General features: G+C 69.8%; 16 protein-coding genes. 11 read left to right on the forward strand and 5 right to left on the reverse strand.

Features of this window, described 5'->3' with window-relative positions:
* Positions 1 to 14 precede the first annotated feature (14 nt).
* Both ACFVXC_RS19870 and ACFVXC_RS19875 read left to right on the forward strand, forming a co-directional pair.
* Positions 15 to 866 (forward strand): LysR substrate-binding domain-containing protein, encoded by an 852-nt coding sequence (locus ACFVXC_RS19870; RefSeq protein WP_389906763.1) that lies wholly within the window; start codon positions 15 to 17, stop codon positions 864 to 866.
* 46 nt (positions 867 to 912) lie between these two features.
* Positions 913 to 1,536: a TOPRIM nucleotidyl transferase/hydrolase domain-containing protein gene (locus ACFVXC_RS19875; protein ID WP_389906765.1), complete on the forward strand. Its 624-nt coding sequence runs from the start codon at positions 913 to 915 to the stop codon at positions 1,534 to 1,536.
* Here the strand turns inward: ACFVXC_RS19875 and ACFVXC_RS19880 are convergent.
* Positions 1,517 to 2,983 (reverse strand): FAD-dependent monooxygenase, encoded by a 1,467-nt coding sequence (locus ACFVXC_RS19880; protein WP_389906767.1) that lies wholly within the window; start codon positions 2,981 to 2,983, stop codon positions 1,517 to 1,519. The two genes, ACFVXC_RS19875 and ACFVXC_RS19880, sit on opposite strands and share 20 nt — an antisense overlap.
* Before the next feature lie 70 nt (positions 2,984 to 3,053).
* Between ACFVXC_RS19880 and ACFVXC_RS19885 the strand changes: the two genes are divergently transcribed.
* Complete coding sequence (locus tag ACFVXC_RS19885) at positions 3,054 to 3,746, forward strand: TetR/AcrR family transcriptional regulator (protein ID WP_389906769.1); 693 nt, start codon at positions 3,054 to 3,056, stop codon at positions 3,744 to 3,746.
* Between the two features lie 34 nt (positions 3,747 to 3,780).
* On the opposite strand, the gene ACFVXC_RS19890 is transcribed toward ACFVXC_RS19885, so the two are convergent.
* The 3 genes from ACFVXC_RS19890 to ACFVXC_RS19900 form a co-directional block, all read right to left on the reverse strand.
* A complete protein-coding gene (locus ACFVXC_RS19890) occupies positions 3,781 to 4,023 on the reverse strand; it encodes a DUF6411 family protein (RefSeq protein WP_389906771.1) in 243 nt (80 codons plus the stop codon).
* A gap of 90 nt (positions 4,024 to 4,113) precedes the next feature.
* The gene (gene murJ, locus ACFVXC_RS19895; RefSeq protein WP_389906773.1) at positions 4,114 to 5,796 is read right to left on the reverse strand and encodes a murein biosynthesis integral membrane protein MurJ; all 1,683 of its coding nucleotides are present in this window, start codon (positions 5,794 to 5,796) and stop codon (positions 4,114 to 4,116) included.
* Positions 5,797 to 5,837: 41 nt separating this feature from the next.
* Complete coding sequence (locus ACFVXC_RS19900) at positions 5,838 to 6,491, reverse strand: hypothetical protein (protein ID WP_389906775.1); 654 nt, start codon at positions 6,489 to 6,491, stop codon at positions 5,838 to 5,840.
* 108 nt (positions 6,492 to 6,599) lie between these two features.
* Between ACFVXC_RS19900 and ACFVXC_RS19905 the strand changes: the two genes are divergently transcribed.
* From ACFVXC_RS19905 to ACFVXC_RS19920, 4 genes are all read left to right on the forward strand, one after another.
* A complete protein-coding gene (locus ACFVXC_RS19905; protein ID WP_389906777.1) occupies positions 6,600 to 6,839 on the forward strand; it encodes a hypothetical protein in 240 nt (79 codons plus the stop codon).
* 109 nt (positions 6,840 to 6,948) lie between these two features.
* On the forward strand, positions 6,949 to 7,026 hold the full coding sequence (locus ACFVXC_RS19910) for a 50S ribosomal protein bL37 (protein ID WP_370443954.1): 78 nt from the start codon (positions 6,949 to 6,951) through the stop codon (positions 7,024 to 7,026).
* Positions 7,027 to 7,461: 435 nt separating this feature from the next.
* Positions 7,462 to 7,884: a VOC family protein gene (locus ACFVXC_RS19915; protein ID WP_389906779.1), complete on the forward strand. Its 423-nt coding sequence runs from the start codon at positions 7,462 to 7,464 to the stop codon at positions 7,882 to 7,884.
* Positions 7,885 to 8,097: 213 nt separating this feature from the next.
* Positions 8,098 to 10,500: an ATP-binding cassette domain-containing protein gene (locus tag ACFVXC_RS19920; protein ID WP_389906781.1), complete on the forward strand. Its 2,403-nt coding sequence runs from the start codon at positions 8,098 to 8,100 to the stop codon at positions 10,498 to 10,500.
* Between the two features lie 493 nt (positions 10,501 to 10,993).
* Here ACFVXC_RS19920 and ACFVXC_RS19925 read toward each other — a convergent pair whose 3' ends face one another.
* Positions 10,994 to 11,284, reverse strand: coding sequence for a hypothetical protein (locus tag ACFVXC_RS19925; RefSeq protein ID WP_389906783.1), 291 nt, complete (start codon positions 11,282 to 11,284; stop codon positions 10,994 to 10,996).
* Positions 11,285 to 11,555: 271 nt separating this feature from the next.
* Between ACFVXC_RS19925 and ACFVXC_RS19930 the strand changes: the two genes are divergently transcribed.
* The 4 genes from ACFVXC_RS19930 to ACFVXC_RS19945 all read left to right on the forward strand — a co-directional run.
* Entirely contained in the window at positions 11,556 to 12,233 is a 678-nt protein-coding gene (locus tag ACFVXC_RS19930; RefSeq protein ID WP_389906785.1) for a DUF4232 domain-containing protein, read from the forward strand.
* A 195-nt stretch (positions 12,234 to 12,428) separates the two neighbouring features.
* Complete coding sequence (locus tag ACFVXC_RS19935; RefSeq protein WP_389906787.1) at positions 12,429 to 13,964, forward strand: alpha/beta hydrolase; 1,536 nt, start codon at positions 12,429 to 12,431, stop codon at positions 13,962 to 13,964.
* A gap of 435 nt (positions 13,965 to 14,399) precedes the next feature.
* Positions 14,400 to 15,878, forward strand: coding sequence for an esterase (locus ACFVXC_RS19940; RefSeq protein WP_389906789.1), 1,479 nt, complete (start codon positions 14,400 to 14,402; stop codon positions 15,876 to 15,878).
* A 121-nt stretch (positions 15,879 to 15,999) separates the two neighbouring features.
* A partial coding sequence (locus ACFVXC_RS19945; protein WP_389906939.1) for an SDR family NAD(P)-dependent oxidoreductase occupies positions 16,000 to 16,309 on the forward strand: 310 nt, incomplete at its 3' end.

A 16,309-nucleotide genomic window follows, 5' to 3' on the forward strand; every position in this document is an offset into this window, starting at 1 on the left:
GGTATCGTCCCAGCATGGAGCTTCGTACGCTGCGCTATTTCGTGGCCGTCGCCGAGGAACTCCACTTCGGCAGGGCCGCCGTCCGGCTGCACATGAGCCAGCCGCCGCTGAGCCGAGCCATCATGCGGTTGGAGTCCGAGGTCGGGGCCGCGCTTTTCGACCGATCGTCCACCGGTGTCACGCTCACCGCGGTGGGCGCGGTGCTGTTCGACGAAGCGCGCGCCCTGCTCGACCAGGCCGGCCGGCTGCGGGTGCGCGTAGCCGCCGCCGCGGGCGTCGCGACCATCACCGTCGGCATCCTGGGGGACAGTGCCGATCCGGGCGCGATCCGTCTCGCCGACGCCTACCGGCAACGGCACCCGCGGGTCGAGGTGCGTATCCGTGAGACAGACCTGACCGATCCGACCTGCGGGCTGCACGCCGGACTTGTGGATGTCGCCCTGACCCGGGGGCCGTTCGACGGGACGGGCCTGACCACGCACGAGCTGCGCGCGGATCCGGTGGGCGCTCTGCTGCGCGCCGACGACCCGCTGGCCCGCCGCGACAGCCTGAAGGTGGCGGACCTGGCCGACCGCCGCTGGTTCGTCTTCCCGGAGGGCACCGACCCCCTCTGGCAGTCGTACTGGAACGGCGGAGAGCCTCGCGAGGGCCCGGTGGTGCGCGCCGTCGCGGAGTGCCGACAAGCCGTGCTCTGGAACGGCACCGTCGGCATGACGCTCCTGGATCATGAGCCGGGGGAGGGGCTCGAGGTGGTGCCGTTGACCGACATGCCTCCGAGCCGTGTGGTGGCGGCATGGAACGAGGGCGACACGAATCCGCTGATCCGCTCGTTCGAGCGGATCGCCATCGCGGCCTATCGAGGCTGACGGATATTCCCGTGCCGTGCCGACGGCGAAGAGGCAGACTCGCCCCATGGCGGACATGCGGGCGTTCCGGGACGCGGTCGGTGACTGGGCGGCCGGTGGCCCCGGCGGTCCTGCGAGCGAGCTGGCTGTACGAGTGGGGGTGCGGACGGCTGTGCTGCTCGAAGGACCCAGTGACCTCGCGGCCGTTGAGGCGCTGGCCGCGGCGCGGGGCCGCGACCTGGCCGCCGAGGGGGTGTGCGTCGTGTCGATGGGCGGGGCGATGAGCATCGGCCGCTACACCGAACTCCTCGGGCCGCCCGGCCTCGGGCTGCGCCTTGCAGGACTGTGCGACGAGAACGAACGAGGCTTCTACGACCGTGGCCTGGAGCGGGCCGGAGCGCCGCGGCAGGGCTTCTTCGTGTGCGTATCGGACCTGGAGGACGAGCTCATCCGCGCCCTTGGCGCGGCCAGGGTCGAGGAGACCGTCCGGGCCGAGGGCGACCTGCGGGCCTGGCAGACCTTCCTGCGCCAGCCCGCACAGCACGGCAGGCTCCGCCAGCAGCAGTTGCGACGCTTCCTGGGCACGAAGAAAGGCCGCAAGATCCGCTACGGCCGCCTGCTGGTCGAGGCCCTCGACCCCGAACTGACACCGGCCCCGCTCGACGACCTCCTTACGAGCCTGCGAGCGTGAGCGCGGCGTCCGGCACGTCGGATCGCTCTGCCCAGGCGACATGCCCGTCCGGGCGGACCAGGACCGCGGCCACGCCCTTGAGGCCGGGGTGGTCCGGCCAGTCCCGCACCGGGGCCACGCGTACGCGCTCCGCCGGTGCGTGGGGGACCGGTGCCACCCCCGAGTCCTCGCGGGTGAGCAGCAGGAAACGGCCGTCCGTCAGCAGGCCGCTGACATGGCTCACCACATCGCCCGTGCGCACCTCGACATCCGGCATCCGGTGGCCCACCAAGGGGTGTTCGTTCTCCGAAGCCGCGTACACGGTCGAGAGCGCCGAGACCCGCCGTGCCAGCTTGCGGTTCACCTCGGGAATCTCCAGGAGCTCGTCCAGGAGCGAACGCAAGGAGTGCGCGGGCCCTGAACGACCCTCCAGAAGGGGGAGTTCGCCGAGGAGCGCCTGCACCTCGGTGTCCTGTGCGACGGAATGGCCGACCGGCCTGCGCTCGGCGTCATAGGTGTCGAGGAGCTCATCGCCCGCCCACCCCTTCACCGCTCCGGCGAGCTTCCAGCCCAGGTTCATCGCGTCCTGCAGTCCGGTGTTGAGACCCTGCCCCGCGGCCGGGAAGTGGATGTGTGCGGCATCGCCGGCCAGGAAGACGCGCCCGGCCCTGTACCGGTCGGCCACGCGGGTCGCGTTCCCGAAGCGGGACATCCACACCGGTTCGTCGATCCCCAGGTCGCTGCCGCACAGTCGTACCAGAGCGCCGCGGAACTCCTCGACGGTCACCGGCTCCCGCGAGGAGACCCTCATCCGCTCGGGGTCGATGTACACCAGGCGGGTCACGCCGCCGTCCAGCGGCGCCACCAGGATCCCCTGGGCGCGTGCCGCGACGAGCGCCTCGGTATCCACCGTCAGGAAATCGCCCAGGACGCCGGTCAGGGATTCCTCGCTGCCCGGAAACGGAATGCCGGCGATCGAACGCACGCGGCTGCGCGCACCGTCGCACCCGACGAGGTAGGCGCAGCGCACGCTTCGCTCGCCCCCTTGCCCGTCGCGAACCCCGACGACGAGGCCGTCGGCCCCTTCTCGCGCGGTGATCAGTTCGCTGCCCCGCTCGACGGCGACCCCCAACTCCAGGGCCCGCTCCTCAAGGAGCGCCTCCGTCCGGGCCTGGGCGAGGAACAACGTGTGCGCCTGACGTGTGTCGAGGCGGGCGAAGTCGAGCGGCGTGGCAAGGCCCGCAAAGTGCCAGCCCGGCACGGTGCGCCCCGCGGCGAGGAAGCGTGGGGTCAGCCCGCGCAGGTCCAGGATCTCCAGGCTCCGCGGGTGCAGCGTCAGGGCCCGGGAGTTCAGCTGGCGCTCAAGCCTCTGCTCGACCACGCGCACATTCACGCCTGCCAGGGCGAGTTCGCAGGCGAGCATCAGCCCCGTGGGCCCGGCTCCGGCGACGACTACGTCTGTGTCCATGACGACGTTCATAACGACCTCCATTTAGTGAACAGTGTTCACGTGAACGATGTTCACTATACTGGGACGCATGATGAAGCAGTCAAGGAATCCGTCGGCACCACCGCGGCGCGGACGCCCCGCACGCCTGGACCGCGCAGCCGTGACCACGGCCGCGCTCGACCTTCTTGACGCCGTGGGAGTGGAAGACCTCACCATGAGGCGCCTGGCGGAACGGGTCGGCGTTCAGGCCGGCGCCCTCTACCGCCACTTCGCCACCAAGCACGACCTGCTCACGGCCATGGCCGAGCGCATGCTCGACGACATCCGGGCGGCAGGCTCGCAAGAGGAGCCGGAAACCGTCGACGACCTGGCCCGTGCGCTCCGCCACGCGTTGCTCGCCAGACGGGACGGGGCACGTGTCTACGCCGGAACGCACCCCGTGGGACCCAACACCCTGGCCTACGGCGACCGCCTGGTGGCGGCTCTCCTGCGCACCGGCCTCACCGTCCAGGACAGCGGTCGCGCCTTCCTGGCCGTGGTGAACTACACCGTCGGCCACACCCTGGAGGAGCAGGCCTCAACCCCCTCACAGGACGACGGGATCGAGGGGGTGCAGGCGCTGGGCCGTGCCGTTCACGAGGGTGACTACGCGCACCTCGCCCTGGTCCTGCCCGCGCTCACCGACCCGGATTTCGAACAGCACTTCGCCCTGGGGCTCCAACTCCTCATGGACGGCGTACGGGCCCGCGCGGGCGAGGGGGGTCGCGAGGTCGCGCCCTGAGCGATGGCGTCCCGGGCCGGGAGCCGATGGGTCGTCAGAAGGGCATACGGCTTCGGGTGCGCCGACCGGCCGAGCCGCTGCGGCCCACGGCCTTGGAGCTGCTGCGGAAGGGCTTGCTGAAGATCCGGCCCAGGATGCCGGGGGCCTTGCCGCCGACGCGCGATCCGGCCCCCAGGGTGCGCTGGGTTCCGCGCTCGGGGTGCCGGGAAAGGCGAGGCACGAAGAAGGCGAGGACGGCCAGGACGAGACAGACAGCGACTATGCCGACAATGATCACGAGGGACTCCCTGTGTCGAGGCGTGTCTGCCGGGTGCCCTGTCGAGTGAGGCGTATGCGCCGGGCCCGTCGGTCCCGGCACCTCGTCGGACTAGCGCATTGCGGGCAGACGTCGGAGCTCGCCGACGTTCATCAGCCGCGCGAGGAGGACGTATGCCGACGCAGTCGTGAACACTCCGGCCGCGAGCGCGGCGGCGGTCGGCCACGTTCCGCCTCCCAGCCCGGCGCACGCCCGTGTTGCGGCCCAGCCGAGTCCTGCGGCGGGGCCCGCAGCGCACAGCAGCTTCATGTACGTGCGGCGCAGGCCGCCGTCGTCGATGCGGCCTCCGAGTCTCCTGCGCAGCAAGGACGCGGTGAGCGCCAGGCCCGCCAGGTAGGACAGGGTGTAGGCCCCCGCCATGCCGACGACCGCCCAGCGGACGGGAAGCAGCAGGTGACAGGCTGTGGCAAGGGCGATGTTCACCCCCGCGATCCAGGCCGCCATGTAGAAGGGAGTGCGCGTGTCCTCCAGCGCGTAGAAGCCGCGAAGCAATAGGTACTGGGCGGAGAACGGGATGAGGCCGAGCCCGAAGGCCTGCAGCATGTACCCCAGCGGGCGGGCCGATGCGGCGTCCGCCGCTCCGTGGGCGAACAGCAGTGATGCGATCTGCGGCCCCTGGGCGAGGAAGAGGAAGGCGGCAGGCACGATGATCACGCCGCTGATCCGCAGCGCCCGGGACAGATCTCCGCGCAGGTCCCGCAGACGCCCCTCCGCGACGGCCCGGCTCATGCGCGGCAGCAGCGCCGTCACCAGGGACACCGTCACGATCGACTGCGGCAGCAACCAGATGGTCTGCGCGTAGGTGTAGGCCGAGTAGCCGGCGCCGGCGTGCGGCAGCTTCTGGTCGGCGGCGTTGGCGTAGTTCGTGACCACTGTCAGGGCGGCCTGGTTGGCCAGGACGAACAACAGCGTCCACTTCGCCGCGTGGACGCTCTTGCCCAGGCCGGTGCCTCGCCAGTCGAAGCGCGGCCGGAACCGGAAACCCGCTGCCCGCGCGAACGGGATCAGCGCCAGGGCCTGTACGGCGATGCCCGCCGTCGTGCCCAGCCCGAGCAACCGCACCTGGTCGGTGGTGATGTCCTCCACCCGGTCGGGAACTGTCATCAGCGTCAGGTAGGTGGCGAACATGCCGACCAGCACCACGTTGTTCAGCACAGGCGTCCACATCATCGCGCCGAACTTCTCGCGGGCGTTGAGGACTTGTCCGTAGATGCTGAACAGGCCGTAGAAGAAGATCTGCGGCAGCAGGAACCTGGCGAACGTCACCGTCAGCTCGAAGGCCTCGTGGCTGTCGGGGGTGTCGCGCATGTACAGGCCCACGATCTGCGGGGCCGCCCATACCGCCAGCGCCGTCCCGACACCGAGGACACACACCACGAGCGTGACCAGACGCTGCTCGTAAGCACGGCCGCCGTCGGGCTGCGTTGCCCTGGCGCGCACCAACTGCGGAACCAGGACGGCGTTGAGCGCGCCGCCGATCAACAGGGTGTACAGGCTCGTCGGCACTGTGTTCGCCGTGTTGTACGTGCTGGCCAGCAGGCCCGTTCCCAGCGCCGCGGCTTGCAGCACCTGCCGGATCAGACCCGTGGCCCGCGACACCACCGTGCCGACGGCCATCAGCAACGACGAACGAGCCAGTCCGCCCCGGTCCTTCTTCGGTCCGGCGGCATGCCGCCCTCCCGTTCGCTGCTCCCGCGGCATCGTCTTCGCCGCAGGGCTCGCCCCCTCCACCATGTGGTCAACTTACGCTGTCGGGGTTCCGCGCCTCCGGCAGGTCATCCGGTGATGGATCCGGTGAACTCCGGGAAGTCCAGGTCGAAGTCGTCGCTGCCGCGCTGCACGGTGACGACGATCTTCTTGCCGTACTTCGTCTCGAGCGCGTTGTCATCGGTCTTCGTCGCGGACACTCCGGGAGCCAGGCGCCCCTCCAGCGGCTCGGAGCCGTTCTCGAACGAGGTCGAGGCGGCCTCGCCGCCGTTCGTGGCGCCCTCGATGATGAGGGACAGGTCGTTGAGGGCTACCGCGGACTTGCCGGAGTTCGTCACCTTCAATTTCACGCGGAAGTCGGTGTTGCCGGGCTTGGCGGACTCCAGCAGCTCGGCGTCGTAGTCCTCGAACACCTTCGCCTCGGTGACGGACGCCTTCAGACCGTCCGGCCATGTGTAGGACTCGCCGAACTTCAGGCCCGTCGCCTGCCCCTCGGTTCCGTCGCCGCCGGTACCGGCACCGGCGCCTTCGTCGGAGCAGTGCTTCATCCAGTCGGCCTGGCTGATGTCCTCGTCCGCGCAGTCGACCTTCTTCGAGGGCGAGGCCTTCGAGCCGTCCTGCGACTTCGCATCGGCCCTGTCGCTGCCATCGTCGCTGCCGCTGCCGCTGCCGCTGCCGCCGCATGCGGTCAGAGCGGCCAGAAGCATGGCGGCCGTAGCCACAGCCGTAGCCGTACCAGCGCGAACGCGCATATGTCCCCCCGGAGTTGAGCTAGCCGGAATACGGTACGTCACATGCGGTTGAATCGTGCAGGGTGTGATCATGTCGTGATGAGTGACGCGCGATGCGTGATGTCCTGGCCGGGTGGCCGGGTGGCCGGGTGGCCGGGTGGCCGGGTGGCCGGGAGTGCTGAGCGCCGGGGCGGCGGTGGGGATGGGCTCATGCCCACCGCCGCCCCGTGTCGTCATCGCGGTCGTCCTGCCGCCGCCGCGTTCCAGACAGCCGCCCCGACCGCCGTCACCGACCTGTTCGGCACCGTCGTCCCCACCGTCGACGCGATTCCGGCCTGAGTGTCCTAGTGACGTAGGTCACGTCATCACCAGGCGTCGATCTGGGTAGGGGGCGCATGATCGCCCGGGCTCGTGCCCGGGAAGCACCACAGGAACCACGGAGGTATCCATGTCCTCGAAGCGACGTCGTAAGAAGAAGGCCCGCCGCAAGAACGGCGCGAACCACGGCAGCCGTCCCCAGTCCTGACGGCGGGGACGGCCACCGGGGGCGGCACCAATGTGGTGCCGCCCTCGCGGCGTTCCCAGGGCGGGAACGCCACACTGTGGAATTCAGGCAACAGCAGGGGGCGGACAGGGCAACGATCTTGACGGTGCTCGGTCTGATGGGGCTGACGGCCCTGCTCCTGATCGTCGTGCTGCTGCGCAGGAGGCCCATACCGACGGAGAACGCCGACGGTCTCCTCCTCGGGCAGAGCCGCCGGGAACAAGCTCGTGCCGACCGTGCTTCATACAGCTCGTTCGCGGCCCGCAACAATCCCTTCTCCGAGACTGACCAGCCTCGGAGGTGACGTGACGGCCGGTGCCATGGGCGGCCTCGCTCGCGTGCGTGGCGTGCCGTACGGACCAGACCGGTCAGGAATCGAGAAGCGCAGGTCCCCGGGCCGGATCTAGCGTGATGCCCATGGACGCCAACGTCACCGTCACCCTTCACGCGAGCTTCCTCCCGCACGACGACCCCGACGCCTCCCTGGCCTTCTACCGCGACACCCTCGGCTTCGAGGTCCGCGACGACGTCGGATACGACGGGCTGCGCTGGATCACCGTCGGCCCCGCCGACCAGCCCCGCGTCTCCATCGTCCTGCGCCCACCGGCCGCCGCCCCCGGCATCACCGACGCCGAGCGCCGCACCATCGCCGAGATGATGGCCAAGGGCACCTACACCGGTATCCTCCTGGCCACCGCCGATCTCGACGGCGCCTACGCGCTGCTGCGGGACCGGGACGCCGAGATCGTCCAGAATCCGACCGAGCAGCCGGACGGCGTCCGCGACTGCGCCGTCCGCGATCCCGCGGGCAACCTGCTCCGCATCCAGGAACTGCGCTGAGCCGACCCGATGCGAGAGCGGCCGCGACCGGACCGGCACCGCTGATGAGCCGGTCAGCCGGTCAGCCGGTCAGCCGGTCAGCTGAACGGCGAACCGTTGCCGCGATCACACCGAAGAAGTAAAACCTGACGTACTGCTCGACGCTGATCAGATCGAGCCGGGCGACACCGACGGAGACCGTGCAGGCGGCTCCGGCCGACAGATGGAGAGACCATGAGCCCCGCCAAGAGGAAGAACACGCAGTCGCCTGCGCTCCACGCTGCCGACAGCCACGACTTGATCCGCGTGCACGGCGCGCGCGTGAACAATCTCAAGGACGTCAGCATCGAGATCCCCAAGCGCCGCCTGACGGTGTTCACCGGAGTCTCCGGCTCGGGCAAGAGCTCGCTGGTGTTCAGCACGATCGCCGCGGAGTCGCAGCGGATGATCAATGAGACCTACAGCTCCTTCGTGCAGGGCTTCATGCCGACGCTCGCCCGGCCCGAAGTCGACGTACTCGACGGTCTGACGACCGCGATCATCGTCGACCAGCAGCGGATGGGAGCCGATCCCCGTTCCACGGTCGGCACCGCCACCGACGCCAACGCGATGCTGCGCATCCTCTTCAGCAGGCTCGGCGAGCCGCACATCGGCCCGCCGAGCGCGTACTCCTTCAACACCGCGTCGGTCCGGGCGAGCGGCGCGATCACCGTCGAGCGCGGCAACCAGACCAAGGCGCAGAAGGCGACCTTCAACCGCACCGGCGGCATGTGTACGCGCTGCGAAGGCCGGGGCTCGGTCTCCGACATCGATCTCACCCAGCTCTACGACGACTCCAAGTCGCTCGCCGACGGCGCGTTCACCATCCCGGGCTGGAAGTCGGACAGCCAATGGACCGTGCAGGTCTACGCCCAGTCCGGCTTCGTCGACCCGGACAAGCCGATCCGCGCGTACACCAAGAAGGAACTGCAGGCCTTCCTCTACGGAGAGCCGGTCAAGGTCAAGGTGAACGGCGTCAACCTCACCTACGAGGGGCTGATCCCCAAGATCCAGAAGTCGTTCCTGTCCAAGGACAAGGAAGCGATGCAGCCGCACATCCGTGCGTTCGTGGAGCGTGCGGTCACCTTCACCACCTGTCCCGAGTGCGAAGGCACCCGGCTCAGCGAAGGGGCCCGCACCTCGAAGATCAAGAAAATCAGCATCGCCGACGCCTGTGCCATGGAGATCCGCGATCTGGCCGAGTGGGTCCGCGGACTCAAGGAGCAGTCGGTCGCGCCGCTGCTCACCGCGGTGCAGCAGACCCTCGACTCATTCGTGGAGATCGGCCTCGGCTACCTCTCGCTCGACCGCCCCGCGGGCACGCTGTCGGGCGGTGAGGCGCAGCGCGTCAAGATGATCCGCCACCTCGGATCCTCGCTCACCGACGTCACGTACGTCTTCGACGAGCCCACCATCGGTCTGCACCCCCACGACATCGAGCGGATGAACAAGCTGCTGCTGCGGCTGCGGGACAAGGGGAACACGGTCCTCGTCGTCGAACACAAGCCTGAGGCCATCGCGATCGCCGACCACGTCGTCGACCTCGGCCCCGGCGCCGGCACGGGGGGCGGCGCCGTCTGCTTCGAGGGCACCGTCGACGAGCTGCGGGCCAGCGACACCGTCACCGGCCGCCACCTCGACGACCGGGCCGCACTCAAGGACCCGGTGCGCGAGCCCACCGGCACGCTGGAGATCCGTGGAGCCACCCGCCACAACCTTCAGGGCGTCGACGTCGACATCCCGCTCGGCGTGCTGTGTGTCGTCACCGGCGTCGCGGGCTCCGGCAAGAGTTCACTGATCCACGGCTCCGTCCCCGCCTCCGCCGGGGCGATCTCGGTCGACCAGGCGCCGATCAAGGGTTCGCGGCGCAGCAACCCGGCGACGTACACCGGACTGCTAGAGCCGATCCGCAAGGCGTTCGCCAAGGCCAACGACGTGAAGCCGGCGCTGTTCAGTGCCAACTCCGAGGGCGCCTGCCCCAATTGCAACGGCGCCGGGGTCATCTACACCGATCTGGCGGTGATGGCCGGAGTCGAGACCACCTGCGAGGACTGCGAGGGGAAGCGGTTCCAGTCCTCGGTCCTCGAATACACCTTCGGTGGCCGGGATATCAGCGAAGTTCTCGCGATGTCCGTGACCGAAGCCGAGGAGTTCTTCGGTGCGGGGGACGCGCACACGCCGGCCGCGCACAAGATCCTCGACCGGCTCGCCGACGTCGGGCTCGGCTACATCAGCCTCGGCCAGCCGCTCACCACCCTGTCCGGCGGCGAGCGGCAGCGGCTCAAGCTGGCCACCCGCATGGCGGAGAAGAGCGGCGACCAGCCCGTCCTCGTACTCGACGAGCCGACCACCGGCCTGCACCTCGCCGATGTCGAGCAGCTGCTCGGCCTGCTCGACCGGCTCGTCGACTCCGGCAAGTCGGTCATCGTCATCGAGCACCATCAGGCGGTCATGGCTCACGCCGACTGGATCATCGACCTCGGCCCCGGCGCCGGTCACGACGGCGGAAAGATCGTCTTCGAGGGCACCCCCGCCGACCTCGTCGCCGACCACTCCACTCTCACCGGCGAACACCTCTCGGCGTACGTCGGCACCTGAGCGAGCCCTCTGCGGGCACCCGTTGTGAACACTCGCCGCTCGATTTCTCTCGTTCGGGTACGAATTCGAAGACCGCAGGCAGACGATCCACGAAGTCAGTAACGTGCGATTGATACTCCATTAAGCCCGTGGCATGCGCATGCCACGGGCTTATCGACTGAGTAATTCCTGGAGTTGTTCGCGGCGTTGCCGAGATCAGAGAGGATCGTTGTACTGGGCATGAGCGATGCGGGGAATGAGATTCCTTCGCCGCGGCCGCCCCGTGCCGATACAAGGGCCGGTGGCGGGGAAGTTCCTTCGCAATCCCCCATCTACGACGCGCTGGTGCGTGAGTGGCGTGCTGAAGCCCGGGAGGTGCCGCGCGTGCCCGCCCCGCGATCGCGCTGGGAGCGTGTCGATCCGCAGGACCTGTTCCACAGGGGCTGAAGGCACTGACGGGAGTTCGGTGGGCTTGCGCGCCGTGCCTTGCCACGCCATGCCGTGCCTCCCCGTGTCACGTGAGCGGGGTCGCGGGGTGGGCATGGGTGTTGAGCCAACGGCAGATCGCGAGAGCGACCGTGTCGTCGAGGGTGCTCAGCGCGTCGATGGCCTTGGTGTCGTCGGGGTGAGGTGGGATTCCGGCCGTCGTGAGCGTGGCGTGCAGGGTCAGACGGTGCTGGTCACGGGCCGTCAGCAGGGTCGGGGCCGTCATGTCCAGACGCTGCGTCGGGTCGGGCGGGGGCAGCGGGAGTTCGGTCTTTGCGTCCCAGCTGACGGTCGGCAGGATGGTGGCAGGTGCGGTCATGGCGGCTTCCTCACGACGGGTGGGCAATGCCTGTGCCGGTCAGGAAGCAGTCCGGTGGCCGTCCGGTTGCACTGTGCCCGCCAAGACACCCGAACGCGGTAATCGGAGCGTCAGCGAGACGGCGGCGAGGCATCAGCGACACGTGAGCGGGGCGCCAGCGCGAGGACCGAAGCTGTGAGCGGACCAGTTGACCGCACACGGCACATCAGCGTCGACGACACCGGCGTCGACGACCCATCGGCATCGAGCACACCTCACGGGGAGCCCCCACATGCGCACCTCCATCCGACGTCCTGCCGCATTCGCCGCGGTCGCCTGCGCCACCTGCGTCGTGCTGAGCCTGACGCTCACCGCGTGCGGCGGCGGTGAGGGCGTGCAGGACGAGGGAGCCGCTTGGGTCCCGAAGCAGGCCGGCACCGGAAGCGGTGGCGAGTCCAGCGAGATGGGCGAGGCCGCCTCCGGTCCGCGGAACTCCGCCGCACGGACCGATACCGAGAAGAAGATCGGCACCAACAAGGCCCCGACTTGTGCCGCTGACGACGTGGAGATCTCTGCGGCCAAGCAGGACGGCGTACCCACCACGCACATCACGCTGACCGCGACGAATATCTCGGGTCACTCCTGCACGCTGCTGCGGTACCCGCTCATCGCGTTCGGCGATATCCCGACCGCCAAGGACGTTCCGGCCGTCGCCAAGAGCAAGCCGGGTGCTCCCGTCGTGCTGAACGCCGGGGCCCCGGCCTATGCGGCCGTGCGGATCAACAAGGGCGGCATCGACGAGAGGAACCGCGCCGTCACCACCCTCCACGTCAACCTCTTCGCCGCCGACGGGCCCGCCGAGGGCAGCAAGAGGGTCTCCGCGTCCAAGGGCGGTATCGCGGTCCACGACGCCGTCGCGAAGACCGGCTACTGGACGCCCCAACTGCGTGACGGCGCCGACGAGTTCTGAGTCACCCGTTGTTCGGTGCCCGTTGCCCACGGCCAGGGCCCCGCACCAGGGTCTCGGCTCATACCAGCGGAGTAGACACAACGCCCTTGTGTGGCACGCAAGTCGGAGGAGTTCGGACTTTAGGGATGAGTCGCTCGGACGCCCGACGGGACAACATCACTCATGTCCCGCATGTCCACCGGAAGGACCATCCGCATGCAAAGAAGACCGCTCGTCCCACTGCTCGCAGTGAGCGTGATGGCGGCACTGGCCCCTGGCCTGGCCGCCGCTCCGGCCGCCGCGAGCCCCTCGGCCCGCTCGACCGCACCCACCTCCACCGCAACCGACGCCCTGCGCCCCTACACCCAGCAGAAGTTGGCCTGGGAGCGGTGCGGCACCGACACCCCCGCCGCCTTCCAGTGCGCGACCCTGAAGGTTCCGCTGGACTACCGCCACCCCCGCGGCAAGAAGATCGACGTCGCGATATCCCGGCTCAGGACCAGCGCTCCCGGCGAACGCCACGGCGTGCTGCTCTCGAATCCGGGAGGCCCGGGAGGGCCGGGTCTGGATTTACCCCTCGAACTGGACCAGCAGCTGCCCAGGGAAGTGCGGGACCGGTACGACCTCATCGGGTTCGACCCGCGGGGAATCGGCCGGAGCACGCCCGTCCGGTGCGGCCTCAGCGCCGAGGACAACACGCTGCTGCGCCCCCTGCGGACGTTCGAGAAGAACGTCGTCTGGGCCAAGGGCGTGGCCGACAAGTGCCGTACGAAGGCGGGGGGCACCATCGCTCACATCACCACCCGCAACACGGCACGTGACATGGACGTCCTGCGGGCGGTCCTGGGTGAGCGGAAGATCTCGTACTACGGCGTCTCGTACGGCACCGCCCTCGGCGCCGTCTACACGCAGATGTTCCCCAAGCGCGCCGACCGCTTCGTCCTCGACAGTGCCGTCGATCCGAAGCGGCTGTGGCGCGAGATGGTCCGGATCTGGGGCCCGGAGGCCGAGCGTGCGTTCCAGCGCTGGACGAAGTGGACCGCCGCGCACGACGCGACGTACCGACTCGGTGACACACCGGCGGCGGTGAGCAAGAGCTTCTGGGATGTGGTCGCCAGGGCCGACCGCGATCCCATCGTCGTCGAAGGGGAGCCGCTCGACGGGGCCGGGGTGCGCGACCTGCTACGCCGGGAGTTCTTCACCGTCCGCGAGGCGGCCGAGCGGGTGGTGAGCCTGAAGGACGCCGCCGGGGGGAGCGCCAGGGGCCTGGATCTCGCCGAGCCCTCGCCGGATCCCGACATCTCGGCCACCGTCACCGTGGTGTGCGGTGACGCCTCCTTCCCGCGTGACCCCGAGATCTACCGCAGGGACTCGATCCGCGACGCGGCGAAGTATCCGTTGTACGGGGACTTCGCCGCAGGCATCTTGCCCTGCGCCTTCTGGGACAAGCCTGTTGAGCCCACCACCGAGGTGAACAACAAGGTCCCGACGCTCATCGTGCAGAACGAGTGGGACTCGCAGACCCCGCTGCTCACCGGACAGGCCATGCACCGTCAGTTGAAGGGCTCGCGCATGGTGACGGTCGACGAGGGCGAGGGCCACGGCGTCTACGGCACGAACCCCTGCGCGGACTCCGCGGCCAACTCCTACCTGGCCACCGGCAAACTCCCGGCCTCCGATACGACGTGCCGTGCGACCCCTGGCAAGCGGCGGGTGGCGTCCACGCTCCCGGCACCGGGGCTCCTGAGCTGACGACCGGAACCACGTCCTGACAGCTGACAGCTGACAGCTGACAGCCGACGGCTGCCCGGAGCGGGTGGCGGCGACCGCCATCCGCTCCGTTGCGCCCGCACCGCTGCGCTCTTCCTGCCTCATCTTGTATATGCGGTGTCAAATGGCCCCTGTTGGCCCCTGCCTTCCCTGACATCAGGACACCAGGGCACCAGGGCACCAGGACACCAGGGCATCACCAACATCCGCGCATCTGGTCATCGACCGGCTCGTGGTCACCAAGAAGGGCCGCCGAGTCAACGGAGGCGGCAATTCCGGACAGAGGGAACCACGGAAACGAAGGACGCGTACAACCCTTGTGCCCCATCCGGTGTCGAACAGGGCGCCGGACAAGGAACGGGCCCTTTCCGGACACCCTCGCGCTTGCCCGGCCACCTTCCTTCACAGGAGCCGCTCGTGCGCAAGAACCGTTCGGCCGCCCTCACCGCGGCCTCATTCCTCCTTCTGGCCGGGGCGTGCATCGCCGCCGCCCCCTCCGCTGCCGCAGGCACCCCTGGGGGGACGCACGCCGACGACCGCAACAGCGACTTCAACGGCGACGGATACGAGGATGTGCTGGTCGGAGCCCCCGGGGCGACGGTCAGCGGCCAGAAGGGCGCCGGTCTCGTCACGGCCCAGTACGGCTCATCCAGAGGCATCGGCACCACTTCTGTGGACAGGTTCAGCCAGTCGACGGCGGGCGTCGCGGGCGCCGCGGAGGCGGGCGACGGCTTCGGGACGGCCGTCGCCACCGGTGACCTGGACGGCGACGGCTACGACGACGCGATCGTCGGCATCCCCGGCGAGGACATCGCCGACACGGCGGACGCCGGTGGTGTCGCGATCCTGTGGGGCTCCAAGCAGGGCCTCAGCGGCGCCAACAGCGACTGGCTGGAAACCCAGGAGCCCACCAAGGACGAGAAGTTCGGCCTGGGTCTCGCAGCGGCGCACTTCACCGGTGAGACGCCGGGAGACGTCCTGGCCGTACTGGACCGTGACGACCTGGAACTCTTCGCGTACGACGCCGCACCGAAGGCGGCCGGGCAGGCACCGCTGCGGCGGCAGGCCACCGAGCGTCTCTCCGCGGCGGCCGACGGACGCGACATCATGCCGAAGTCGCTCACCACCGGCGACTACGACGACAACGGATTCGCCGATCTCGTGGTGTCCGGCGTGACCGTGGGGGATGAGCCGGGGCACGGCTGGTCCGCGTACTTCTCGGGGAACGCCGACGGCCTCGCGTACGAGCACGATCTGCGCGGCGGCCCTGTCGCGGCGTCCGGCGACATCGACCACGACGGATACGACGACCTGGTGACCGGCGAGCCCAACTCCCCGGACGACGGGGGCGAAACGCAGACCGGTGGCCTGGTGGGCGTCCGCTACGGCGACCCGGACGGCCTCAAGGACGAGGCCAAGTGGTGGACGCAGGACAGTGCCGGCGTGCCCGGCGCCGCCGAGCGCGGTGACGGCTGGGGCGCGGATCTCTCCGTGGCGGACACGAACGGCGACGGCTATGCGGACGTCGCCGTCGGGGCGCCCGGCGAGGACATCGGGACGGTCGCGGACGCCGGAGCGGTCTGGGTGCTGCGCGGCGCGGGCACCGGCCTCACGGCGACCGGCGCCAAGTCCTGGGACCAGGACTCCGCGGACATCCCCGGTGTGCCCGAGAAGGGCGACAAGTGGGGCGCCCAGGTGCGCCTGGCGGACCCTAACCGCGACGGCCGCTTCGGCCTCCTGGCCGCGGCGCCCGGCGAGAACGCCGGTGACGGAGCGGTGTGGGTCCTGTCCGCGGGGGCGAGCGGTATCACCGCGTCGGGGTCCTGGACGTACGGCGCGGAGTCGCTCGGCGCGCCGGGCAGGGCCGCGGCGTTCGGCGCGGCGATCGACGAGTAGGAACCGGCGGCCCTTGGCGGGTCCTCCGGCAGGCCGTCCGGACGTGGTCGTGAGCGGCCCGCGGTTGTCTACGTATGATCGCGGCGATGTGCTCACGACTGCGTTCGGAGGCCGAACAGGCATGACAGAGAGCCGAGTTGTCATCGTGACGGGCGGCGGAACGGGCATCGGCGCCGCCACGGCCCGGCAACTGAGTACGAGCGGGCACCATGTCGTCATCTCCGGGCGGCGCCCCGAGCCGCTGCGCCGCGTCGCCGGGGAGACCGGGGCGCTGGCCCATCCCGCCGACGCGGGGGATCCCGCGGAGGTCGCCGGGCTCGTCGATGGGGGCCCGGGAACCCCAGGCCCCCACCGCCGGCGGGGTAAGAAACCCCGGGGGCGGGGCGGGGGGGGCCGCGGGGGCCCCAGCCCACGAGGAGGGGGCCCCCCGC

It is taken from the genome of Streptomyces sp. NPDC058257 (assembly GCF_042881845.1).
Classification (GTDB): domain Bacteria; phylum Actinomycetota; class Actinomycetes; order Streptomycetales; family Streptomycetaceae; genus Streptomyces.

What these genes read in the sequence shown, in the direction of transcription:
- ACFVXC_RS19870 (WP_389906763.1), top strand. Translation starts at nt 15, where the DNA reads ATGGAGCTTCGTACGCTGCGCTATTTCGTGGCCGTCGCCGAGGAACTC.
- ACFVXC_RS19875 (WP_389906765.1), top strand. Translation starts at nt 913, where the DNA reads ATGGCGGACATGCGGGCGTTCCGGGACGCGGTCGGTGACTGGGCGGCC.
- ACFVXC_RS19880 (WP_389906767.1), bottom strand. Translation starts at nt 2,983, where the DNA reads ATGGACACAGACGTAGTCGTCGCCGGAGCCGGGCCCACGGGGCTGATG.
- ACFVXC_RS19885 (WP_389906769.1), top strand. Translation starts at nt 3,054, where the DNA reads ATGATGAAGCAGTCAAGGAATCCGTCGGCACCACCGCGGCGCGGACGC.
- murJ (WP_389906773.1), bottom strand. Translation starts at nt 5,796, where the DNA reads ATGGTGGAGGGGGCGAGCCCTGCGGCGAAGACGATGCCGCGGGAGCAG.
- ACFVXC_RS19905 (WP_389906777.1), top strand. Translation starts at nt 6,600, where the DNA reads ATGAGTGACGCGCGATGCGTGATGTCCTGGCCGGGTGGCCGGGTGGCC.
- ACFVXC_RS19910 (WP_370443954.1), top strand. Translation starts at nt 6,949, where the DNA reads ATGTCCTCGAAGCGACGTCGTAAGAAGAAGGCCCGCCGCAAGAACGGC.
- ACFVXC_RS19915 (WP_389906779.1), top strand. Translation starts at nt 7,462, where the DNA reads ATGGACGCCAACGTCACCGTCACCCTTCACGCGAGCTTCCTCCCGCAC.
- ACFVXC_RS19920 (WP_389906781.1), top strand. Translation starts at nt 8,098, where the DNA reads ATGAGCCCCGCCAAGAGGAAGAACACGCAGTCGCCTGCGCTCCACGCT.
- ACFVXC_RS19925 (WP_389906783.1), bottom strand. Translation starts at nt 11,284, where the DNA reads ATGACCGCACCTGCCACCATCCTGCCGACCGTCAGCTGGGACGCAAAG.
- ACFVXC_RS19930 (WP_389906785.1), top strand. Translation starts at nt 11,556, where the DNA reads ATGCGCACCTCCATCCGACGTCCTGCCGCATTCGCCGCGGTCGCCTGC.
- ACFVXC_RS19935 (WP_389906787.1), top strand. Translation starts at nt 12,429, where the DNA reads ATGCAAAGAAGACCGCTCGTCCCACTGCTCGCAGTGAGCGTGATGGCG.